Genomic DNA, 23721 nt, shown 5'->3' on the forward strand with positions numbered 1-23721 from the left:
GCCAAATAAAGGAAGGCTGACAAACTAAAGCAGGAGACGACAATGGCAACTTTCAATCTGCGCCGCTTTTCGAAGCCTGGGATGCTCAGGAGGATCGATCCAGAGCACTTGATCGCATTTCTTGAACCGTATGCGGACTATTTTTCAAATCGCGGCGTGGAGTTGCCAACGACTGGAAGCGGGGATGAACTGGATTACAAAGCGCTGAGCCAGGCTCTACTCAATCCGAATGCGTCCACCCCGGATGACTTGGCCGAGGCTTTATATTACGTGAACGAGATGTCCACTCAGGAAGGATTCGACTCCCTCCAGGAGGCCATTGCTGATACTGATTTAGATGTGGTAATCGGCGAGAACGCCGCTCACGCGGACCTGGCAATTCAGGTATGGATGCAGGACCGAGAACTCGTCGAACGGCTTCACGCCGAACAGTTCCTCTTTCGACCTCGCTCATTCGAATACTTCAAAACCAACAACGGTTCCGTCCCGGAATTTAAAGTACCTCCAGCTGAGACGATTCGAGCGCTGGAGGCCGAGTTGGACGAATGGTTCGCCAAAAAACGCCGGGGGAAACATTCAAAGGTCTATGTGTTTCCCAAAGAGGATTACACCTGGTTTCTGGTGCGCCACGGCAAACCTTATGCCCGTGAATCCGTGATAGAGGCAGGTGAGTCTGCGGCCCAGTATTTCCGTCCTGAAAAGTTCGATGTCATCGTGTACAACCCGGTTCATGGTGAAATTCGGATGAACGCCGAAACCAAGGGCGAGAAGGATCTCTATCGCACCAAGTTCGGCAAGTATTTCTTTGGTGATAGTGAATTTTTCAACGGCAAGAGCAAATTCACCCTCGAACCGTTAAGGGAGATCGGCGAAGATTCCATCCTTTGCGATGACATCGACGGTATGGAATGGGTGCGTCTCAAGGAGTATCAGATATACCACGGTGGTTCACAGAAAGATGTGGAGATCAGAAAGGCCGAGGATATCTTCGCCTCTTTACGTGAGCGAGAACGGTCGATTCCTCAAGGCGGCCCCCTTATAAGAGCCAGCTTTCTCATCAAGTTCAAAGACTCCAAGAACGCCAGGACATTGACCATCAGCTCCGGAAACCGGGCGCAGTTCAAGCGGGACGATGACGCTGAAATCATCGAGCAGTGGATGACCAACCGGGGTTTTATTGTCATGGATTCGGAGGATGGCGGTGAGTGATTGTCTGCTCTGGCAATACCTGGAAGATCTGCCCGGGCAAGCCGCCCCCCTGGTCGAGTGGCATCAGCATCTTGACGGGTGGTCTGGGTTCCAGAATTTCCAAAACCGCTACCTCAAATTGACCAGAAATCATGCAACGGCCGTGGATTGCGCGACGCAATGTGGTCTGGGGTGCCCGCGGAAGGTTGTAACGCACGCCCCCAACGATATCGTGGCCGTCTGTCCGGAGCGGGAGGAGCAGCCGTACCCGCTCAAGCGGCAGGACACTCTCATCTATTCAGTGAATCGACCTTCCCTGCACAAGGATATCTGTTCGGCGTTGGGGATCGATCACCGCGAAAGCAGGGTTGACGGCTGCCGGCACACATGGCGACTGGGTGATTTTGTACCCACGGCCGGACTGGTCTTTCCCGTATTCCTGACTCAGCAGGAAGGTCAGGACGAACTGCTTGAAATCGTGAAGAATCTTTGCCTGCTCCATGCCGATCCCTTTGTGCTCCTGACACCGACCCGGCGACGGTTGTCCCCTCCAGCCGAACAGATGCTGGCTCAACGCAAAGCCGTCTTCCTGGCGCTGGAAAATGAGATGCCGTTCGACGTGCAAGGCTGCCTTCAGGTACGCCGGACTCCCGACGATTTGTTCGCTCCGTTTCACGAGGAAATCCCCGAGCCTGGCTCCGGTGGCATGGTTCATTTCGATACACCGGCTGGAATCAGTTGGGGCAGAATCACAATCAAGTTCGTCGATGGGCATACGGTCTCAATCCACACCACGAAATCACACGGCCGATACAATTACACACAGATGGGGATGGCCAATACCCGAAACGGGAATCCCACTGTCCATTGGACACTGTTGCTGGACTTTGCAGAAAATCGTGGTGTCATAGATAATACCAGCCCCAAGGATACCCCGTTCCATAACATGCCAAAACGCAAGCAGGACCTATCTAAAAAGCTGAGGCAATTTTTCCGGCTTGAAGATGAACCCATCGAATATCTGAAGGAAGAAGGTTGTTACCGCTGCCATTTCACGATCAAACCAGAGGGAGATGATGAATTTGCATAACGACCATCTCTGCCACTTTGATTTTGAAAAATCTATGCCTTCCTCAATTAAAAGGGCTGCGGACTGGGCATGGACCTGTCTTGAACGCCTTTCCTCATCTTTCTGTTCTTCTTTTTGCCAGCCAGAAACTAAATGCGAACTGCAGCATCATCTAAAAGCAAGTCATAATATCGAGTTCGAGGAGGCTCAAAAGACTTTCCATCAGGCACTGGCATATCTACCTGTAATTGATGTTGCCAATGATGAATGCCCCGCCTGCTTGGTTACGAATGCCCTCAAAACATTTCCCTTAATTGCTTCCAAATCAGAAATCGCTCCGGTTTCTGAACTCAAAATGAACGGAGTGGACTGCTATCCCGAAGTTGTCCCAATGGGATTAGATACAAAGAGGTCTTTCCCTTGCTGTGTAATAAATACATGGATTGGAGACTCAGAGCACGAAATAGAAAATCAATGCCGGGAAATGGCTCTTTTAAACTTGGACCTTGATGAGTTGCCATCAATGCCTCCATGGGAATACGAAAACATCGAACATGCGTTTCTGCCCGGGCAGGCCGTTGTAAAACGACTGTGGGCAATCAAGCAGGGTGAACCTGAAGAGGAGGTCAAGAAAAGTGAACTCTTTCGGCACAACCTGACGAATGCTGTTGCTGCAACGATATGTTTGAGAGATTTGGTGAGAATAAAATGCTTTTACCCAGATGCAATACCAGAAGGTGATTTTGACTCTTTAATGGACTCCCTTACTGAGTGGATAAACTGTTCTGTTGAAAAGGAGCCTTTGCTAAAGAAAATATCCGACGAATTATTTAAGATCGAAACATCTGAAGCTTCATCTTATTTGGATTCTCTTTCAGCATTTTATTCAGTGATGTTGCTTCACCATCCCGACATGCCTTTGATCGATAGCGATCCGGGTAAAACAAAGGATACTATTTCGAAGATCATGAACAAATGCATCGAGGAATCCTTGCAACCGATCAAAGACGCTGGTGAATATGTAATTAATGCAAAGCTGAAAAGTTGCATATATCCAACGCCAGAAGGCCAGCAGCAATATCGTTCTACATCCAGGTATTTTATGATGCTTAGAGAGTACTGGATGCTTTGCCAAAGAGCTATCACAGATCGTACTTGCCATCATGTGGCTTGGCACCCGTACCCACTGTCAACCCTTGTGACCAATTTGAAGCACCGAATTGATACCTGCATCAAAGGGATGTCGGAAACCGGATTCGAATTTAACGAGAATATCAAGAGTGACATGGAAGAGCTGGTTGAGGCTCTTTTACTCTGGGATGTTGATGAAATCAGTATAGGTGGCGAGGAGTTATTAAACAAGATCCAGACTGTAACTTTGTGGTTGGAAGAGACTGACATTAAACTTGGGCGATGCCTTGTGGCGATGATTCCTGAAGAGCAGACTTATATTGAATATGCAAGGCAGCTTTTTGAGAATTACGATAATGATGCCAAGACATCGTTTAAGAGGATGTTGGATAACGCGGATAAACAAGCGGCAAAACAAAAGAAAAACATTACAGAAGGTTCCCAAAAAGAAAAAACTACAGAATGCTTTCCGACGCCAGACGGGACAAGATGGTCCGATATAAAAATCCAGTTTAGAAACGGGCACACGGTTACGATTTGGGCCGGTGGCCAAAGCGGGAGGTATACCTATTATCAAATGGGCATGTACAGCAAGAAGAATGGAGACTGTACCGTACAGTGGAAGCTCCTGGAAGCATTTGCCAATTCCAGAGGCGAAATCGATTGGCGCAGCCCCTTAGCAACAGACAAATTGAAGAAACAGAAGCAAGAACTGTCAAGGCGCTTGCGGGAATTTTTCCGTCTCAAGGAGGACCCCATCGAGTGGGTCAAGGGCGAAAAATGTTATCGTTGCCGGTTCCGAATCCTCCCTGAAGGAGCCGACGAGTATTGAGCATTCCCTGCCGGGAAATCCACATTAATCCCATTTCTTAAATCCTGCGAGGGACTTTTTGTTCGAAAATTAGGGTGCTTTTTCACACCACAGGCCGTGTTTCCATAACTCCCCAAACAGGCCGATGGCTTAAGTTATTGATATAAATAAGATTGACTAACCGGACGAGCTTCAGACTTCGTCCTGAGAAAACAGAGAATCCAGGGTCGAACAGAGAATGAAAGGCTGGAGAATGATGGAAATGGGGTGGCAGGAGAGGGGTCTGGCGTCGATGTAAAAACCGCCCAAACCCTTTGAAAACAAGGGGAAATAGAAAACCCGTCGCCCCCGAGAGTGGTCTCGGAGAGACGGGTTTGTCTTTTGTAAATGGTGGAGGGAATGCCGACCTACCACAAAACAGTCTCAAAGCCCGCGCTCCTCGTAACTCCTTGATAATAAATGCCGAAGTCATCTCGCACAACCACTTCCCGACAACCCGACCAGAGAAACGATTTTCTCCCCTGATTTCCCGGCACCGGACGAGGGTGACGAGTTTGCAGTAAAAACCGAATACCTGGCATCGAGCCGTAACAACTTCGAATCCGATTTTCGGACGCCGGTTCGGTTCCCAAAATGGGAATCGAATTGAGGTGCGCATCACCCCTTCGGCGGATACGGATCGTTCCCGTGACTGTCCTTGTTCTGGATCTTCCCGTCCTTGCCATGGATGTAGAACTCGGTGCCTTGGTTCTGGCTGATCTTGCGCCCGGCATCGACGGCATCCTGCTTCTTGTCGAAGTGCCCGCTGCTACGGGTCGCGCCGTCTTTTTTGACGTCCCAGCCGCCGTCGGCGTTGGGCACGACATGATGTGATCCTGGTTTCTTTGGCATGGTCGCCTCCTGTCTACTTGTGAAAATTTCCCGAAGAGATTTGCAGTATGTACATCAGCCACGAATCGGTTTTGAGGAGAATGGCCCTGAGCTGCTCATCAGTCAGCTCTGTTTCCAATTCGTGGACCCGGTTGAACAGCTCGATCAGCTTCACCAGCGCCCGGGTATCGTGTATCAGGAAGTCGGTCAGCGGATCGTTGTTCAGCTCCCGGCAGACATAAAGCACCCTGGCTCGACGAGTAGGCTTGCCGTCATGTAGCAGGTCCTTCTGATTGGACACCCCCGGAATCCACGCTGCGACCAGAGCATCGGGTGCCAATCGCCTGAGCAGATGGTTCCACAGCTCCCTGAGCGAGCTCAGAATGTGCCTGGCCCGGTCGGCATTGTTACCATAAAGGGCATCCCGAGCGCCGATGTACGGCCGAGCAAGCTCTGGATCGACCTGCTGCAGAAGAGCGATGCAGCCCGATGTTTCCAGCTCTGCTTCGGCGACAAGCTGAATTTCCGTTTCGGCCTCGTCCTCATCCCAGTCGTCCCAGGGGCGAAGGGTCTCGAGCGCGAAGCTGGTGGTGTAGATCTCACGAGTAGCCCCCGGCAAAACGAAGGCAGGCAGCCGCGTGATGTCCGAGATCTCCCGTAGAGACTCTGCCAAACCCCCATACGATGCTGCCACATGTGCTAAGTGGAATAAGATCGAGCATCGAATGTTTTCCTTTATCACTCAAAACTGGCGCGGCCGTCCCCTTGTCAGCTATGAGGCGATTATCAACCTGATCGGAAGCACTACCACTACCTCAGGGCTGCGTATCAAGGCCAAGTTGAATCGCCGAAAATACAAAACCGGATTAAAAGTCTCCAATGCAGAGTTGGCCAAGATAAATATTAAGCCCGCCAAATTTCATGGAGATTGGAACTATAAAATACTTCCAGGAATGACATAAACTGTTCAAGTTATTTATGCGCAGGCCCTTACCACCCAAACCATGCGGCGCAAGGGAGAGGTCGTGTGGCGGGTGGTGCAGGCATATATAACCCGATGGAAAGTAGAAGAAACAATTCGGTTCATAAAACAGAGCTATGACCTTGAAGATGTGCGGGTAATGACATATGAGCGACTGAAAAACATGGCCACTTTGGTTCTGGCGGCTTCGTTCTTCCCCAGCGTCCATTCCGGAGCCAAGGCCAAGCTGGAGGTCCTGGCCCTTCACGTGCTCAACGCCGCCGATCGCATCTTCGGAATCCCCAATTTCAGCTATTATGCTGCGTATTCCGCTCAATCTGACCACTCATTCCGGAGGATAGTGACCAGTCATTCCGCTCCAAAGTGACCACCCGTTCCGCTGCATTGTGACCACCTGTTCCGCTGGATAGTGACCACGTGGTCGGAGCGAAGCGACGCTGGTTTTTCCTACCTCCCAGACTTGTCTGTTTTCGTCAAGGACGAACGGATTTTTCTCATGGACTCTCCTTTCAGATTGATTCTGTGAGCGTTGTGAACCAGACGATCCAAAATGGCGTCGGCCAGAGTGGGATCACCGATATGCGCGATCCAGTTTTCCACAGGAACCTGGGTGGCGATGATGGTGGAGGAGATCGACTGCCGATCTTCCAGCACCTCTAAAAGATCCCGGCGCTCGGGATCGGTCATCGGGGCGATGCAGAAATCGTCGATGACCAGGACCTTGATCTTTGACAATCGATTCATCAGTTTGGGGTAGGAGCCGTCGGCCCGGGCAATGGCAACCTCCTGGTACAGCCGCGGAGCCCTTTTGTACATGGCGGCAAAACCGTTGCGGCAGGCGCTGTTGGCGATGGCACAGGCCAGATAGGTTTTGCCGACACCGGTGGGGCCGAGGATGATCGCATTCTGGGCCTTCTTGATCCAGTCGCTGCCGGCCAGCCTCACCACCAGGGATTTATCCAGGGCGCGGGGCGTCTTGAAGTCAACATTCTCGATACAGGCACAGTCCCTGAGTTTGGCGGTTCGCAGCAGCCGGGTCATGCGGCGGTCCTCTTTAAAGGTCCACTGCCGATCCACCAGCATGGCAAAACGGTCTTCAAAGCTCAGCTCTCCCAGATCCGGTTTACCCATCTGCTCGGCAAAGGCATCGGCCATGGCGGTCAGTTTCATATCGCAAAGCTTGTCTATGGTCTGCTGGGTCATCATGGGTGAGTCTCCTTCTGAAGGTAATAACGCGAGCCTCGGATATTGGGATGAGAGACGCTGCTGTCCTTGGACGGTGGCGTCAGCGGTTGCTTGTCGAGCCCGTTTTTGAGGATGGATTCGACATTGTGATAGGTATAGGCGCCGATGGCCACCGCTCGTTCGCAGGCCTTTTCCAGTCTGTCGGGACTGTAGCGTTTGCCCAGGCGCATCACTCCCAGACAGGATCGGAAGCCCTGCTCCGGATGCGGCTTGCGCCGCATGATTTCGGCAACCATTTGTTGGGTATACGGCCCCGTCTTTCCGGCCCAATGGATAATCCGTGAAGGCGTCCATTGCAGATGGCGCTGATGGGATTTGGGCATGTGTTCGGCTAAAGTGGTGTGACCGTATTTGCGGTGACTTCTATGGTGGCTGGCCACCCGGCGGTTTTTGTGAAAGACCGCGATGGCCGTGGCCGTCATGCTCACGTCGAGCTTCTGTCCCCGCAACTGGTAGGGAACGCTGTAATAGTGGCGGTCCACCTCCACATGGTAATCGATGTTGGCGGTCGCCTTTTTCCACTGGGCGAACTCGTATCGATGGGCAGGCAGCGGGGCCAGCGCCGGCCTGTCGACGGTCTCGAAAAGATGGTGACGGGATGCCTTCATCCGTTGCAGCGGGCGCTGGTTGAACAGCACCAGCTTCTCAGCGATCGCCTGATTGAGTTCAGCCAAAGAGAAGAATCGGTGGTTCCTCAATGCGGCCAGTATCCAGCGTTCGGCGATCAATACGGAGGTCTCCACCTTGGCCTTGTCCTTGGGCTTTCCGGGCCTTGCCGGAATGACCGTGGTGCCATAGTGGCGGGCCAGATCCATGTAGGTCGGGTTGACATCCGGTTCGTAGCGGCACGGATGGGTGACCCCGCTTTTCAAATTGTCGGGGACCAGGATTTGGGGAACCCCGCCGAAGAACTCCAGGGCACGAAGATGGGATTTGATCCAGTCGGGCAGTTTCTGGGACGCGGTGGCTTCAGCAAAGCTGTAGTTGCTGGCGCCCAGCGTGGCGACAAAAATCTGGGCCTCGAACGCGACCGCTCCCGTTCCGGGGTTGTAGATGGGCACCGTCTGTCCGGCATAATCGACGAACAGCTTTTCACCGGCCAGATGTTCCTGCCGCATACTGATGTCGAGGCCCTTGCGCCATTTGTGATACAGCTCGCAAAAATAGCTGTACTGGTACCCTTGCGGATTGTCCTGCTTGTATTCGTACCACAGCAGCTGCAAGGTGACGTGTTTGCGTTTGAGTTCCTTGAACAGATGCTCCATCGGCGGCATGGCTGGTTTCTGGGCCACAGCCCGATCGACCTTTTGGTATAGGCGCCGTTCAAGTTCCCCGTCGTCGATACCGTCTGGCAGCGGCCAGGTGATCCCGGCCTTTTCGGCCAGTGCAAGGTATTTCCCCACGGTGACATGGGACATGGCACAGCTCTTGGCAATCTTTCGGTTAGTCAACTGGTGCTCGTATTTGAGCCGCAGTACCTCTTTGAACTTTCGCATGGATAATCGATCCTTTGCCATCAATCCCCCTCACGGATAAAAATGAGGAGGATTATCGTTAACGGGTCAATTTATCCAGCGTCGCTTGGCTTGCTGAAAAAGTGGTCACTATGTTCCGGAATCGGTGGACAGTATGCTCCGGAATGGGTGGTCACAATGCAGCGGAATGAGTGGACAGTTTCCAGCGGAATGGGTGGTCACTTTGCGGCGGAATACGCAATTATGCCCTGGTTTATGGAATTAAGGAGGTATTGACCAAGGCGGGAAAGGGGGTATATGCAGCCGACAAAGATCCTAAAGGTAACATCGAGCAACTCGTACTGTTCGACCTGTGATCATTTTGGGGAAACCCCAGATAAGCCTACCTTTCAACAAGTCATTAAAGAACAGTTCGTTCCGGCAAGGGGAAACGAGGTTAAAGGCCGTTTCCAGGTCTCGCCCCTCCAGTTTGCACAGGACCAGATGGACTTGTCCACGTGCGATACACACAGGCAAGGCGCGGACCTCTTTTGTCGTCCAACATGAATATTGAGTGCATCCATCTCCACCGTATGATCCTTTCAGGTCGGTTAAAGACGGTTATATTTGATCGGGTCACTAAGCCATTCTTTTCGCCTAAGGGGGTTCGGGCTATTCTTTTCATATAATGACGTCCTCACACTTATTCAAACGACTCAGTTGTTATCTTCGTTGACGCCACCAGCTTATTCGGGCTTCAAGATGATTTAACATTCTCTACATCCTCCCGCTTCTCATGATCGATATCAGCAGCCAGAAGCCCATGGCACCTGCAACCAAGAAACCGATCAGGCCGATAACAGGGATTTCATGCCACTTGGGCGGAATCCCCGAAAGCACAATAAGGCCCGAGCCGATCACCAGGGATGCCAGGACAACGGAAAAGGAGAGCCGGTTGCTGATCCGGTCATTGGCGGCGATCATCGGTTCCAGTCCACGATGTTCAAACTCCATTTTGACCTTGCCCTGTCTGGCCAATTTGAGAATTGTTCGAACCTCTCCTGGGATATCCTTTAAAAGGTGGAAAAGATCGGTCCCGGAATTTGCCATGTCTTTGGTGATTCGTCGGGGGTGGATACGGTTTAACTGAATGCGCTTCATGAATGGAGCGGCCTGTTCGATAACATCCAAATCCGGATCGAGCGCTCGGCCGAGTCCTTCCACTGTACTCAAGGCCTTGATCATCAAGAACAGATCAGGCGGAATACCGAGACGATGTCTTTTCGCCATCTCCAGAAGCTGGTGCAACAGCGGTCCCAGTTCCACATCCTTTAAGGGACGGTAGCAATGTTGATCCATAAACTCGGCCGTATCTCTTTGAAGGGCAGGATAATCCGGACCCTCCTCCGAAAGCGTGAGCCTTAGCAGGGCTTTTGCCGCCTCTCGCTCATCCCGATGGACGATACTCATGATCAAATCGGCGAAACGTTCCCGAGCTTCCAATTCCAGTCGTCCCATCATGCCGAAGTCTATATAGCAGATGACATTGTCCGGAAGGACAAAGATGTTGCCCGGGTGGGGATCGGCATGAAAAAAACCATGCTCAAAGATCTGCTTCATGATCAAAACGAGGCCCTTTTTGGCGATTTTGATCCGGTCAAGCCCCTCTTTTTCCAACCGGTCAATGTCGGAGGCCTTAACGCCGTCTATATGTTCCATGGTAAGAACCCGTGATGTCGTTGCTTCGCGATAGACCTGGGGCACATAAACCGCATGCTCATCCTCAAATTGCCTGGCAAATCGCTCCATGTACGCAGCTTCCAGGGTGTAATCAAGCTCCCTCTCCAACGTATGGGCAAATTCTTCCACAACCCTTGTGGGACGCTGGATATCCCATCCTTCCAAATGACGCTCCATTAAGCCTGCCAGGTGCATCATGATCTCCAGGTCCACTTTAATAATACGCCGGATACCCGGCCGTTGAATTTTGACGACTACATTTTTTCCATCGAGCGTTCTCGCTTGGTGGACCTGACCGATAGAGGCGGCGGCAAGAGGTTGCTTTTCAAAACTCGAAAAAACCTGATCAATCGATTTTTGGAGTTCCTCTTTGACAACTGCTTCCACCTCCGGGAATGGAAACGGCGGCACTTCATCCTGAAGCTTAGGAAGCTCCTGAATAAACTCTACTGGCAACAGGTCAGGCCGGGTGGAGAGAATCTGGCCCATTTTGATGAAGGTAGGGCCCAGTTCTTCCAATACCATCCTTACCCGAACCGCACGGGAGAGCGTCTCTATTTTTTCCCGGTGTTTTCGGGAGAACAACTGCAACCCGATTTCCAGGTACTGTTCGATCTTAAGCGCGTCAACCATGTCTCCAAAACCATATTTTAAAAGCACCGTTAGAATCTGGCGGTAACGCTGCATGTGGCGGTAGGTTCGCCCAACACTTCCGATTTTTAAAATTGCCAAATTATCCTCCTTTCCCGGAAACAGGTTCAAGCTGGACCCTTGTTTTGTTATACCCTTACTCAGTATGTAAAGGAAAGGGTAATGGAGCCGAAAACCTGATCGTCTTCTTGCCCTTCGAACTCTTTTGTCCGCAAAACGTGGGTGTAGCAAAGCTTGAAGCGATGAATGATCAATCCGACGCCTGCTCCAATATCAGCCACAAAATTTTTTTTATCAACGCTGTGACTGTCGGTAAAGGTGTTTCCGTTCAGAAAGATGTTATGCAGCACGGCACACCCGTCAGCCGCGGCAAAAACATACAGACCGAATCCCTGGTCACTGGAGACGCGCGGGTCCTGTGCATTCAGAGGGGCATTGGGATCCCCGGACGGTCGGATTAGAGACGTCCCGAAATCCCAGGGGATATTCCATCCCAGCCGGGCTTCCATTCCAGCATTGGCATAGGTGTAAACATTGCCCAGTGCGCCGCCTATATGAGGAATGACATCAAAACCAAGTTTCCCGATATCCCTATCATACAGAAACCGCCATTTTCGTTCGTATATAACGGCAAGTCCGGGTTCGTTTTTAATTTGATTGTCCCAGCCATTCGGACGTTGAGAACCTACCAATTCATGGACCAATTTTTGCGTCTGTTCGGCGAAGGATGCAGGGCCTACCATGCCGAGCTGGATCTCCATCGAATCCAAACGGCGCTCATTTTTACTGTGCAAACCGATGCCGAAGTAGGTCCATCCCGAATATGGGCGGTCATCTTCAAGCAGATCTTCAGCCTCGATATCTTCAGGTGTATACATGTTCTGTCCGATGGAGAGAACGACATTGCGCTGCAAGCCCGTCTCATTGATGAAAGGCAGCCGACGGATGAGCGGCAAACTCCACTCCGGCAGCCTGCCACTCTCTGCATAACCTGTCAAATCATGTGAAATCCAGGACAGCTTTACACCGTTGGTGTAGCCCTGGTCGGTATCCGCAAACAGATCGTTTTCAAAATAAAAACTGAATGTCCGTGAATTTTCCGCAGCTTCACACGGTTTATCCCCAAAAACAAGTGCAATGCTCATTGGCAGCATCAGCAGTACCAAATATTTGAATGCAGTTCGTTTCACAGTTTCAGCTGTCACTATAAGTCCTTGATCCTCAATCGCTTTATCTTGCCATGAAAATGCTGGGTTGAGTCGCTACTGGTTGTCCTTTTCTTTTTGAAGAGCGTCTTTTGCCCCCTTCCACATTCCCGAGATGGCCCCTTTTGCAACGTCCACGGATCTTTTTCCAAGCTCCATCGCTTCATCGGCCATGGCGCGGGCTAGTTTGTCGGCGCTGTTCACGCTCGTTTGGACGGCTTCTTTTCCGGCTTTCTTCAGCCTTCCGGCGACTTTTTCCGCTGCGTGGCCGGTTTTTTCCCTTAGCACGGAAGTCGTTCTTTCAGTTTGTTCAACCAGATCAAGCAATACTGCCTTTGCTGTTTCTCCAGATCGTTTTGCCACCCTGCCGGCAGTCTCCAGGAGAAGTTCCTCGATTGCCTCAAGATCTTCCTTTGTCCGGGCAAGATCATCGTGGACAAATTCCTTAGTCTTGTCTCCAATAGACTCTACCGCTGACACGATTCCTTTTTGGGCACCTTCAAAGGCACCATGGGCAACATCCTTGACCTCTTGACCCGCTTCCTCCGCGGCCTCCACTGCGCCGGACATGACTTTTTCGGCAATTATCTTCACCCGGTCAGCGGTGAACCGCCTCTCTTTAAGCGCCCTTTCCGTGGCATCCCTGGCAATTTTAGTGACGGTCTCTTTCACATTCTCGCCGGTCTCGATAGCCTGTTTGACCGCCTCTTTAACCATCTCCCTGGTCAAACCTAATAGTTCCGTACTATTCAGTTTGATGTCGGTTGAAACAGATTCGATCTGAGTGCGGATCTCTTCGGAAAATACTTCACCCGCCTCTTTTGCTCCCTGGAGGGCATCCCTTACAGATTGGGCCAGTTCGGTTTTTTCTGCTGCGAGTTTTTCTTCAACTTCACGCATCTTTTTTCTGACAACATCGACAGCCTGATCCTTATGGACACGGACACCTTCTACGGCTCCTTCCAGAGCAGCCTTGATATTCTCCGCCGCATCCGCTTCGGCAGCCCTTAATCCTTCCACGGCGGCAGACACGGCATCCTTCACGATGGGCCGGATTGCTTCCGCGCCACCTTTGCCTTCGGATACGGCATCGGCCACCGCCTTTCTGACAATTTCATGAATCTTTTTCGAGGTAATCTTTCCTGTCTCCTTAGCAATCTTTACTTCTTCAACAATACGGTCCTTCACTTGATTCTCCGACATGGTTTGTACCTCCTAAAATTTAATGATGTTGATGGTTACAAGCTGATTCTACGCCTGATTTTCCGCGCTTTTTCCCAAAGTCCCAGACCGGACACCCAGGCCCTCCATTTTTCAACCTCCAGTGATGCGTAATTGTTGAACATATACAGTTCTTGCGCCCATACAGTGGGAATGGTAAAGCGCTGCAATGTTTCCGGCCCGACCAACGTCCCCACCTCGCAGGCCACCTGTTCCCGTGCCGCTGTTACCATGAAGTGGAGCCGGTTCAGCAAATTGACCTCGCTTGCCCCCGCATCCATGTCGAGAGAAAGCAGATTCAAATGAGGGAACATCTCCCTGAGTTTATTCTCCATCCCCTTTCCGGTAATGTGATTGGCAATGCAGCCGAAGGGCTGGAGACAGATGATGTTGCCGATCCCTTCATTGAGCATGGCGATCATTTCGGCGGTGAGAAGCCATCCTTCGCCAAACTGGTTGGCCAGGCTGACAACCTCGTCGGTTATTTCAGCCAATTCTCTCAAGTCATGAGCCTTTTTATAAAAGCGAAATCCCTGCATAACCCGCTCGATTTGGCCGATGTGGTATTTTGAGTATATCTCCAGCAACCTGTACTTGATACGATCTACCAAAGAACGTTTAAAAAAGGCCTTTTGGTCGTAGGTTTCATTGATAAAGCGCTGGGCGAAAAAACTCTGTATAGGAGGAAGAACCACTTCCACCCCCTGGCCGGACAGCCAGTCGATGATATTTCCGTTGGAGAAGAAGTTATATTTAACGAAGATCTCTCCAACAATCCCGATTCTTGGGACAGTCTTGTCGTTGATCTCAATCAGGTTGAAGTCCGCCACAGCTTTTTTCAGAAGATGGAGAAGATAATAATAATCTGCTTTCTCGATGCCTGTCTCCATTTCGGAGAGGTATTTTTCATGCAGGTTTTTTGATGTCCCGGGCACCTTTTCCCTGACCATTGTGGATAGATGCATCCTGGCCAGGGGATCGGCGAAAATAATTCCCAAGCCCATCCGTTTTATCAGCCCCATTTTATCTATTTTAAACCACGGCTGGGGATTGATTTCCTCATTGGATATGGCGATTACCGGAACCTCATCCAGGCCGGCGGCGGCCAGTCCTTTTCTGATAAGCGACACGTATGAGGATGCTCGGCATTGACCACCGGTCTGGGTCAGAATAACAGCGGTATTTTCAGGATCGTAGCGGCCTGAATGGAAGGCCTTGATGATATCGCCGGCAACCAGGATAGAGGGGTAGCACATGTCGTTGTTGATGGTTTTCAGACCCCATTCAACCGAGGCCTTATCCTGGGGCGGGAGGACTTCAACCCGGTAACCGAGGGGCCTGAAGGCAGACGGGATCAGCGGTGAATAGAAGGGTGAAAAATAGGGGGCGATCAGGGTTCTTTTTCTATCTTCGTCCACAACCGTTCGGTCTGTTTTTATTGTGCCGATGTCTGTGGCCCTTGTTTTACCGTTCTTTTCTTTCACTGCCTCCAGCATGGAGCGCAGCCTGATCCTGACGGCGCCCAGGTTGGCGATTTCATCCATCTTAATCAAGGCATGGATTTTTCCACCGTAACGCAAAATTTCTTTGACCTCGTCGGCCGAAACCGCATCCGGCCCGCACCCGAAGGAGGTCAACTGAACCATTTGGGCATTGGCCGTGTTCGTTACCCACCCGGCAGCTGCGTACAGTCTGTTTGCATAGCTCCACTGGGTCAGGACATTGACATCTTCCAGTGAGACAGCATCTGCATTCAAGGGAACAGCCGTTTCACTGATGACGTCCACTCCCAGTTCCGTCAACAGATTCGGAATACCGTGGTTGATAAGCGGGTCTACATGGTAGGGCCGGCCGGCAAGAACAATAGTTGTCCGTCCCCCGGCATCCGCCTTGCTCAGCATGGTTTTCGCCATGGACCTGAGTTGTTTCCTGTAATTCGACTGTGCCTCTATCCCCTTTTCGACGCCTTCTGACACCGTCCGGTAATTGATTCCAGACTGATTGAAGAACAGATAAAGCTGATCCTTCAGCAGATTGAAATTCTTAAAGCTGATGACCGGGTTATCCAGGGGAATTCCAAATTTTTGCTCAGGGTTAACCGCACTTTTCAGCAGGTCGGGATATCCGGTAACCACCGGGCAATTATAAGTATTTAAAGCATTTTCGTATTCTTCCTGCTCATAGACCACGGTAGGGTAGAATATCCGGTCGACTTTTTTTCCAACAAGGCCGAAAACGTGACCATGGGCAAGCTTGGCGGGAAAACAGATGTTTTCCGACATGACAGTGGCAGATCCCTTTTCGTAAAGCTTGAAACCGGATTCAGAAGAGAGAACCACTCTGAACCCGCACGTGATCAAAAAGGCACACCAAAAGGGAAAGTTTTCATACATGTTCAGGCAGCGGGGAATGCCGTAGGTGAGAATCGGCTCGCCCTCGGGTTCCATGTCTCGTTCAAACAAGAGCTTTATCTGATCATCGATCAGGTTCTTTCCTTTGCGTTGTACATCCGGATTGTTGCTGAAACACCGCTCGCATCGGTTCCCCGTATAAAAATGGTTTCCGTTGTTGAAAGTCAGCTTCAACACAGTACACTTGTTTTCGCAGCCCTTGCAGCGGATCTCCTTTTTTGAAAAATCACTTCCCATCACCAACTTTTCGAGGAACAAACTATTTGCCTCCTGCAACACGATTGGCGTCTCTGAATTCTTAAGTGGTGTTTGATGTAGAGCGGCAGGTTTCACAAGATTCGCACGATGATTTGAAAGGGCTGTCAAGGCCGCACCATATGCTCCCATCAGCTCGGAAATATCCGGCCTTATAACCTCCTTGTTCAGCAGTACCTCCAATGCTCGTAATACGGCTGGATTCCTAAATGTTCCGCCCTGAACCACGATTTTGTTCCCCAGGACATCGACGTCCTTTAGCTTCAGCACCTTGTACATGGCGTTTTTAATAACCGAATACGCCAAACCGGCCGAAATATCGGAGACGGTCGCTCCTTCCCGAAGGGCCTGCTTAACTTTGGAGTTCATGAAGACGGTGCAGCGAGTTCCCAGATCAAAGGGTGCATTGTTATCACATGCAATCTCTGCGAATTCCTGGACACTATACCCAAGCGAACGGGCAAACGTCTCAATAAAGGAACCGCATCCTGATGAACAGGCTTCATTGACCTGAATTTCAGCCACGGCGTGATCATGAATATAGATCGCCTTCATGTCCTGCCCGCCGATATCCAGAATAAAGGAGACATCCGGTTCAAAGCGCCGCGCCGCCCGGTAATGCGCCATGGTCTCAACCACGCCGTCATTCAACCCAAAGGCGGCTCTTATAAGGCTTTCACCATAGCCGGTGGCAGCCGTTCTGACGATCCGCGGGTGAAAGCCGACAGAAACAAACTTTTCCCTGAATTCGGCCAATCCCTTTTTTACCGCCTGAACGGGATCGCCATTGTTGGAGCCGTAATAGCCCAGAACCAGTTTGCCTTCCTCATCGACAAGGACGATCTTGGTGGTGGTTGATCCCGAATCCACACCTAAAAAAAGATCTTTTCCCTTTGCTTCAGGCAGGTCAATCCTGGAAATCTGCTTCCGCGCATGCCTTTTTTGCCATATCTCAAATTCGCATTTGTCCGCAAACAGGGTGGGCAGCCTTTTGGCGATGCTGTTGGTTACACGTCTGATGCCGTTCTCGGACATGGATAAAAAGCTGCTGATCCGGTTTCGGCATGGTTTGCCATTGCGCACCATGGCCGCTCCCATGGCAGGAAGCAGTTCCGGATGATCCGGAATGACCAGGTCATTCGGATCCTCAATGCCAAGCAGATTTGTAAAGGCTTTCCGCAGATTCCGGTTAAAAGTCAGCGGACCACCTCCCATAAGTATTTTTCTTTCCATTTTCCGTCCACGGGACAATGCGGTGATCACCTGAAGGGCAACCGCATGAAATATTGAAGCCGCAATATCTTCTCTGGATACATGACGGCTTAGCAGGGCCTGAATATCGGTTTTGGCAAAAACGCCGCACCGGGATGCAATGGGATAAATATTCGAAGATGTTTCAGCCAGGGCATTCAGTTCCGATACATCGACATCCAGAAGAACCGCCATTTGATCAATGAAAGCGCCGGTGCCCCCGGCGCAACTTCCGTTCATCCGGATATCGGGACGACCAGTATCGTCGAAAAATATGATTTTGGAGTCTTCGCCGCCGATTTCTATAAAAGTTCTGACTCCGGGAAAAAACTTTTCAATGAAGTGCGCAGAGGCCACCACTTCCTGCACAAATGGCAGCCCGAAGACTTCGGCCGCGCCCATCCCGGCAGATCCGGTAACCGCCAAATCAAGTTCCACGTCGCCCAGTTCCTCAAGGGCATCATTGAAAATACGGCGTGTTGTTTCCACGGTTTTGCCCTGATGACGACAGTAGCGGAAAAACACCATGCCGCCTTCTTTATCCAGGACGACCGCCTTGGCCGTTGTTGAACCTATGTCAATCCCGGTAAAATAGAGATTGTTCGCCTTTTCTGTCATCTCTTTTTATCTCCTGATTCCGAACCAACGCAAACGGCGGCTGCCTTTGCGTGTTTGTCTTGTTTCTTCACGCTCAAATAATCTCTTGCAGAGCAAAATGTATCCACCAGTGAAACGACAAGCGACTCCCTATAACGCGGTGGAACAATAGTAAGCGGCCACATGTGTTTTTTGATAATATCCGCTTCTTTTTCGGTAAGGCTGGTAATTTGGCGAGCATTCTTAAGCGCGATATTGTGGTGCCGGAAACCGTGTAACCTTGGTCCTTCATGCAGCCAGTCATAATAGAAAAGATCGTGCAACAGAGCACCCCGGACAATCGCTTCACTGTCCAGGGAAAGTCGTTTGCCCCAGAGAAAGCTCAGGTATGCTACCTCTTTGACATGCTCCAATCTGGTCTTTCCCCTGTGATGTTCATACTGCGACAGTTTGGCAACCTCAGGCAGCTCAAGAAGCGGCCTTGCCGTGTCGATGAATTGTGTCTCCAGCAAGGTTTTCTCTTTCGGTGCCAGGCAGAGGAAATGCCTGATTGCCACCGCCAGGAAATCCATCAACATTATTGAAACCGTCACTCCCGCAAATAAGCCTTTGAAAGCCGGTGAAAACAGGATGAGCATGCTTTGATACGGGGGTAATAAAAGATATTCAAAGGCAAAGGCCAGCAATATCCAGTAGATGGAAAATTTGAGGCAGATGTGCCCCCTATAGTTAAAGCGTTGATCCGAATAGTCCCAAAGACGGGGCTGAGAAAAATATTCTCCAATAAGTCCGCAACCGAGTTCAAGTCCGGTGGTGATGATTAAATAGGCAAGTGCTTTAGTCAACACATAGGAACCCTGCAGCATGGAAACCGCCACCATGAGTATCAGGGCACCCGTACCGTAAAGAGGAAGATACGGTCCCTTCAAGAGGCCGGGGTTGACGAACCGTTTGTCACGCACGGAACGATAGGAGACCTCCAGCATCCATCCAAGAATGGAAAAAAAGGAGAAAGAAAAGAACATGTTTACAACATCGGCCGTCATTTTGCTCTACCTCGGTGAACCAGCGAATACACTAACGGCACCAGAATCAATGTTACAAGGCCACTAACTAATAATCCCCCGATGACCGTGATGCCCAGCGCGTTCCAGATTTCAGAGCCTTCCCCCCTGGAAAGAGCCAATGGGACCATGCCGAATATTGTGGTCAAACTCGTCATGAGCACCGGCCTCAGGCGTGTTCTTCCTCCCATGACCACCGCTTCGTTTAGCGTCATGCCCTGCGCTCTCAGTTGCTTGGTATAGTCCACGAGCACAATGGCGTTCTTTACAACAATGCCCATGAGCATGATCACCCCTATGAAGCTCATCAGGTTGAGCGGGGTGGCCGTAAAAACGAAGGCCCAGATCACTCCGACAAAGGCGAAAGGAACCGAAAACATGATGATGAATGGATCAACGAAATCCTCGAATTCCCCTGCCATGACCATATATACAAGGACTATTCCCAGAATCAAAAGGAGGGTCAGATCACGGAACGCTTTTCGCTGTTCCTCCACCTCCCCGCCCCATTCGGTGGAAACGCCGGGAGGCAGGTCAAGAGAGGCCATCTTTTCTCGAACATCCCGTACCACATCCCCCAGAACCCTCCCCTGGACGCCCGCCTGAACCTTTGTGACGCGGGTCCTGTTTTTCCGGTCGATCTCCACAGGCCCGAAGGTTTCACGAACAGACGCGACGTTTCGGAGCTTAATGGTCTGGCCGGTCAGGGTGGAGATGGGGGTTTCCCCGATTTCACGAATCGTTTCCCGCTGGTCCTTTTTTAGTCGCAACTCAATGTCGAAGTCGTCACCCGCCTCCCGGAACTTCGTATCATCGAATCCATAGTAGTTGGTCCTCAATGCGTCGGCGACAAGCGCCACATTCAATCCCAGCGATGCCGCCTTGTCCCGGTCAAGAAAAAGCCGTACTTCCGGCCGTGGTCTCTTTCTGCTGACAGAGACATCCACTGCGCCGGGTGTGGCTTCCACGATGCGTTGTATTTCTGCGGCGGCTTTGTCGGTCGCTTCGATATCATGGCCCAGAATATCAATGCTGATAGGCCGGCCGCCTCCCAGGAACGCCTTTTGGATGGCGCTTACGGCACTGGCGGAAAATTTCTCAACGTCCGGCAGTTTTATGACCTGCTCACGAAGCTCCGAAGCGATCTCCTTGGCATGGCGACTCCGTTCTTTCTTATCAATGAGACGCCCTCCGATGCGACCGATGCCGGCTCCCTCTTCAAAACCGAGGGCCGTTAAAAAACCTTTCTTGGTCTGACCCGCCAGGGCATAAGTTGCTTCCATTTCCGGAATGGCGTTCACCGCTTTGAGCATTTCTTCCGTGGTTCCGGCCGTGACCTCCACTCGGGTACCCTGCGCCATCTCCAGGACCACCTCCACTTCCCCGGAATCCACTTCCGGAAAAAATTCCGTACCGACCAAAGGAATCAGGGCCAGACTGCCGAAAAACACAATAATTATAAGTGAAAGCAAAACGGTGCGGTGCCTTAGTCCCCATCCCAGGATGTGAGAATATTTGGCTTCGATTTCATTCAGCAAACGCTCGCTCCATACAAATACCAGATTGAGCTTTCTTTGGTCGCGTGAACGGAGCAAACGGGAAGCAGCCATGGGGGTCAACGTCAATGAAATGAAAAGCGAGGCCAGAATCGTGATCAAGATTATGAACGCCAACTGCCCGAAGATGATGCCGGCGATCCCTTTCACCAAGAGAAGAGGGGCGAAGACAGCCACGATGGTCAATGTTGATGCAGCTACCGCCATACCCACTTCTGATGTTCCCTCCACGGCGGCCAACATCGGAGGCTTGCCATCGTCCACATGCCGTACGATGTTTTCAAGCACTACGATGGCATCGTCCACCACCATTCCCACGGCAATGGCAAGGCTCATCAGGGAAATGACATTGATGGTGTATCCCATGATAAAGAGCCCAATAAAGGCAACGATGATGGAGAATGGAATTGCCATTGTGACAACCAGGCTGGTACGAAACCGCCGGAGAAACAGGAAACAGACGACAATAACCAAAAGACCTCCGGCGACGGCGGCTTCGGTCAAACTATTGATCATTGCATAAATATGATCGGAGTTATCCAGAATCCCGTGGATTTCGATGTCCGCCGGCACCTCTGTTTTCAGTGTTTTGAGGCGATTTTTTATGCCTTCGATCACGTTGACGGTGTTGGCGCCGGACTGCTTCTGAATAATCAAGGCAACCGCAGGAAGCTTGCCGGACCGCGCCCACTCCTGCGGCTCCTCGAAGGCATCGGTGACCGTGGCCACATCCCTGAGTCGCACAAGCGCGTCGCCGTTGCTTCCGATCACCGTATTGGCGATCTCCGCTGTATCCCGATAGCGACCCGCCACCCTGATCTGGAGTTCGTTCCTCCCGATCTTGGCGGTGCCCACCGGAAGGTTTAGGTTTTCAGCGGCAAGAACATTTCTGATCTGCTGGACGGAAATGTGATAAGCCTCTATTGCTTCGCGATCGAAATGCACATTGATCTGTCTTTCCTGACCACCGATATAAACGACAGCGCCCACACCAGGCACGCGCTTCAACGGATCGGCGATCTGCTTGTCCACAATCCTGTAAAGATCGGGACTGCTTTCTTCCGCCGTCACCGTCATGACGAGCACCGGCACCATGGAACTGCTGAACTTGAAGATAAAGGGGTCTTTCGCTCCATCGGCAAGGTCCGGCTTGGCGAGATCGATCTTCTCCCGGATATCGTTGACCGCGACATCCAGGTCGGTGCCCCATTCGAATATGCAATTGACGATGGCGATGTTGTCTTTTGACTTTGACTCCAGCCGGTCGAGATTCGGTGTGGTTGAAAGCTGGTCTTCCAGGTATTTGGTCACCTCCGACTCAACATCCGTGGCGGAAGCCCCCGGATAGGGTGTGATTACACTCACCGCTGGTGGTTCGATATCAGGCAATAAGTCAAGGTTGAGTTTGAAAAAGGCGACGCAACCCAGCAATGTAATGGCAGCGAAAACCATAACGGTCGTGACCGGCCGGCGGACGGATATCTCCGGTAATTTCATTTCTGTTCCCCTTGCTTGTCGTCACCGTCAGCTTCAAAAAAGTCGATTTCCATCTCAAGATCCCGAAGGCATTTGCCTTGCTCGTGCGAACATATCCTGGCCCAGGCAATAACGCTGATCCAACCTGCTGCGGTAAGAGAAAGGATAGTGGCGGTTTTTCCATGAAAATGGGTTGTGATGGCCCAGATTGCCAGCGCACCGGCTATGATCGCAACAATCAGCCAGACGAATAAATGACAGTTGCACGGATCACGATCAGGGACCGGAGGAGAGAACCAAATTTGTTCCCCGATTTCAGTTCGTTCGAATTCTGCGTCATCAAGGTTTGTTTCAATTATCCTGTTCTTGAACTTGACAACGACGATCTTCCTTTCGGGCCGACCACCGAATGATTCCATCCTTCTTTTCTCGATCACTTCTCCTTTGACCTTCAGAGAATGCAGACGATCAACGAGGCGTTTCTCTTGTAACGCGCAAATATTAATTCCCATCATCCGTCCTCCCCGAAAAAATATCTCTTGGCAAATCTCTCTTGACAGCACACTTCCATCTTTCTTTGAGTTGCGTCATGGTTTCCCGGTACCCCTCGGCAATGGCCTCCTCGGCCCGATGGAATTCCAGAAAACGGATATCTCCCAGCTTTGGCTGAATCAGCAGATCCGGCGGATCGGTTGCCAATCTTGTTGCGGTTATCTGCACTTCCATGATGTTGATTGCAGTCGTCAACACATCAAAGATGTTCGGCACAGGATCCTTGTGCAGCCACTGGCGCACTTGCGATAACGCGGGCGAACTGAATTCGTTGAACCTGTTGGTCAAATCCTGCAGGATTTTCCATTTTTGGGGAGGGGGTTGATCAACCACATTCTCCAACGATGGATCAACCGGAGCGATGCCGGTCGCACTCCTTTTATCGATAATGTCATGGTTCAAATCAACAGCGATGACGTAATCCGCTCCCATTTTCCTGACAGCGCTCACCGGCACGGGGTTGACCAGCCCCCCATCCACCAGAAATCTACCTTTTTTCTTAACCGGCGTAAAAATGCCTGGAACCGAGATGCTCGCGCGGATTGCATCGATTAGATCCTCTCCGCTTAAAGCGACCTCATTCCCCGTAGTCAAATCGGTGGCGACGGCACAATACGGAATGGTTAGTTCTTCAATGCTTATCTCCCGGACATGGGTACGAAAGAAATCGGTGATTTTTCCTCCATCAATGAGTCCGGACCTCGGGAAAGTCACATCCAGAAAGGAAACGATTTGTTTCCAGTTGAGTTGACGGGCAAAATCTTCCAGTACATCCAATTTGTTAAGGGCATGCGCGGCCCCTACCAAAGAGCCAATACTGGTACCGGCTACGCATTTGGTTTCTACCCCTGCGTCAGCCAATGCCCGTATCACACCGATATGGGCCCATCCTCGCGCGGAGCCGCTGCCCAGCGCCAGGCCGATATTCTTCGGAAAACCGGAGTTATGGCCTGGCATACTCACCACCGATCCACTTGAGAAGTTGTCCGCTG

The 23721-nt window shown here is 51.2% G+C and carries 16 protein-coding genes and 2 pseudogenes; 5 read left to right on the forward strand and 13 right to left on the reverse strand.

From position 1 onward, the window contains the following. The first annotated feature begins 42 nt into the window (after window positions 1-42). The 3 genes from DSCA_RS01490 to DSCA_RS32215 are packed head-to-tail and all read left to right on the forward strand — an operon-like array spanning window position 43 to window position 4220. Entirely contained in the window at window positions 43-1209 is a 1167-nt protein-coding gene (locus DSCA_RS01490) for a hypothetical protein (protein ID WP_155314761.1), read from the forward strand. Then, window positions 1196-2278, forward strand: a complete 1083-nt coding sequence (locus tag DSCA_RS01495) for a hypothetical protein (RefSeq protein WP_197904711.1) — start codon at window positions 1196-1198, stop codon at window positions 2276-2278. The genes DSCA_RS01490 and DSCA_RS01495 overlap by 14 nt, the downstream gene beginning before the upstream one ends. Then, window positions 2271-4220: a hypothetical protein gene (locus DSCA_RS32215; RefSeq protein WP_197904712.1), complete on the forward strand. Its 1950-nt coding sequence runs from the start codon at window positions 2271-2273 to the stop codon at window positions 4218-4220. Before DSCA_RS01495 ends, DSCA_RS32215 begins: the two co-directional genes overlap by 8 nt. Window positions 4221-4856: 636 nt before the next feature. Here DSCA_RS32215 and DSCA_RS01505 read toward each other — a convergent pair. Continuing rightward, window positions 4857-5090 carry a DUF2188 domain-containing protein gene (locus DSCA_RS01505; RefSeq protein WP_011369119.1) on the reverse strand — a complete coding sequence of 78 codons (234 nt, stop codon included), beginning with the start codon at window positions 5088-5090 and terminating at the stop codon, window positions 4857-4859. 13 nt (window positions 5091-5103) lie between these two features. Continuing rightward, a complete protein-coding gene (locus tag DSCA_RS01510; RefSeq protein WP_155314762.1) occupies window positions 5104-5742 on the reverse strand; it encodes a pPIWI-associating nuclease domain-containing protein in 639 nt (212 codons plus the stop codon). Window positions 5743-5767: 25 nt separating this feature from the next. Between DSCA_RS01510 and DSCA_RS01515 the strand changes: the two are divergent. Next, window positions 5768-6031: pseudogene (locus DSCA_RS01515) on the forward strand (ISAzo13-like element transposase-related protein); the annotation flags it as partial. 12 nt (window positions 6032-6043) lie between these two features. Further along, entirely contained in the window at window positions 6044-6418 is a 375-nt protein-coding gene (locus tag DSCA_RS01520) for a transposase (protein ID WP_331457182.1), read from the forward strand. 80 nt (window positions 6419-6498) lie between these two features. On the opposite strand, the gene istB is transcribed toward DSCA_RS01520, so the two are convergent. The 11 genes and pseudogenes from istB to DSCA_RS01570 all read right to left on the reverse strand — a co-directional run bounded on the left by istB (window position 6499) and on the right by DSCA_RS01570 (window position 23686). After that, window positions 6499-7257, reverse strand: a complete 759-nt coding sequence (gene istB, locus DSCA_RS01525) for an IS21-like element helper ATPase IstB (protein WP_155314765.1) — start codon at window positions 7255-7257, stop codon at window positions 6499-6501. Continuing rightward, window positions 7254-8813, reverse strand: a complete 1560-nt coding sequence (istA, locus tag DSCA_RS01530) for an IS21 family transposase (protein ID WP_155314766.1) — start codon at window positions 8811-8813, stop codon at window positions 7254-7256. The genes istB and istA overlap by 4 nt, the downstream gene beginning before the upstream one ends. A 714-nt stretch (window positions 8814-9527) precedes the next feature. Continuing rightward, window positions 9528-11222, reverse strand: coding sequence for an ABC1 kinase family protein (locus DSCA_RS01535; RefSeq protein WP_231716352.1), 1695 nt, complete (start codon window positions 11220-11222; stop codon window positions 9528-9530). Window positions 11223-11281: 59 nt separating this feature from the next. After that, window positions 11282-12346 (reverse strand): lipid A deacylase LpxR family protein, encoded by a 1065-nt coding sequence (locus DSCA_RS01540; protein WP_155314767.1) that lies wholly within the window; start codon window positions 12344-12346, stop codon window positions 11282-11284. 57 nt (window positions 12347-12403) lie between these two features. Further along, window positions 12404-13549 carry a DUF6781 family protein gene (locus tag DSCA_RS01545; RefSeq protein ID WP_155314768.1) on the reverse strand — a complete coding sequence of 382 codons (1146 nt, stop codon included), beginning with the start codon at window positions 13547-13549 and terminating at the stop codon, window positions 12404-12406. Window positions 13550-13584: 35 nt separating this feature from the next. Then, window positions 13585-17103, reverse strand: a complete 3519-nt coding sequence (locus DSCA_RS01550; protein WP_231716581.1) for an acyl-CoA dehydratase activase-related protein — start codon at window positions 17101-17103, stop codon at window positions 13585-13587. A gap of 270 nt (window positions 17104-17373) precedes the next feature. Further along, window positions 17374-18102, reverse strand: a pseudogene (locus DSCA_RS32370) (acyl-CoA dehydratase activase); the annotation flags it as partial. Next, the gene (locus DSCA_RS01555) at window positions 18099-19127 is read right to left on the reverse strand and encodes a putative ABC transporter permease (protein WP_155314770.1); all 1029 of its coding nucleotides are present in this window, start codon (window positions 19125-19127) and stop codon (window positions 18099-18101) included. The gene DSCA_RS01555 and the pseudogene DSCA_RS32370, both read right to left, overlap by 4 nt. Beyond that, the gene (locus DSCA_RS01560; protein ID WP_155314771.1) at window positions 19124-22198 is read right to left on the reverse strand and encodes an efflux RND transporter permease subunit; all 3075 of its coding nucleotides are present in this window, start codon (window positions 22196-22198) and stop codon (window positions 19124-19126) included. Before DSCA_RS01560 ends, DSCA_RS01555 begins: the two co-directional genes overlap by 4 nt. Further along, window positions 22195-22692, reverse strand: coding sequence for a hypothetical protein (locus tag DSCA_RS01565; RefSeq protein WP_231716353.1), 498 nt, complete (start codon window positions 22690-22692; stop codon window positions 22195-22197). Before DSCA_RS01565 ends, DSCA_RS01560 begins: the two co-directional genes overlap by 4 nt. Then, window positions 22679-23686, reverse strand: coding sequence for a patatin-like phospholipase family protein (locus DSCA_RS01570; RefSeq protein WP_155314772.1), 1008 nt, complete (start codon window positions 23684-23686; stop codon window positions 22679-22681). The genes DSCA_RS01565 and DSCA_RS01570 overlap by 14 nt, the downstream gene beginning before the upstream one ends. Window positions 23687-23721 lie beyond the last annotated feature (35 nt).

This window comes from Desulfosarcina alkanivorans (assembly GCF_009688945.1).
In the GTDB taxonomy this organism is placed as follows: Bacteria; Desulfobacterota; Desulfobacteria; order Desulfobacterales; family Desulfosarcinaceae; genus Desulfosarcina; species Desulfosarcina alkanivorans.

Coding starts and splice junctions, on each gene's coding strand:
- DSCA_RS01490 (WP_155314761.1), top strand. CDS start 43: ATGGCAACTTTCAATCTGCGCCGCTTTTCGAAGCCTGGGATGCTCAGG.
- DSCA_RS01555 (WP_155314770.1), bottom strand. CDS start 19,127: ATGACGGCCGATGTTGTAAACATGTTCTTTTCTTTCTCCTTTTTTTCC.
- DSCA_RS01505 (WP_011369119.1), bottom strand. CDS start 5,090: ATGCCAAAGAAACCAGGATCACATCATGTCGTGCCCAACGCCGACGGC.
- DSCA_RS01545 (WP_155314768.1), bottom strand. CDS start 13,549: ATGTCGGAGAATCAAGTGAAGGACCGTATTGTTGAAGAAGTAAAGATT.
- DSCA_RS01495 (WP_197904711.1), top strand. CDS start 1,196: ATGGCGGTGAGTGATTGTCTGCTCTGGCAATACCTGGAAGATCTGCCC.
- DSCA_RS01570 (WP_155314772.1), bottom strand. CDS start 23,686: ATGCCAGGCCATAACTCCGGTTTTCCGAAGAATATCGGCCTGGCGCTG.
- istB (WP_155314765.1), bottom strand. CDS start 7,257: ATGATGACCCAGCAGACCATAGACAAGCTTTGCGATATGAAACTGACC.
- DSCA_RS01560 (WP_155314771.1), bottom strand. CDS start 22,198: ATGAAATTACCGGAGATATCCGTCCGCCGGCCGGTCACGACCGTTATG.
- DSCA_RS01565 (WP_231716353.1), bottom strand. CDS start 22,692: ATGATGGGAATTAATATTTGCGCGTTACAAGAGAAACGCCTCGTTGAT.
- istA (WP_155314766.1), bottom strand. CDS start 8,813: ATGGCAAAGGATCGATTATCCATGCGAAAGTTCAAAGAGGTACTGCGG.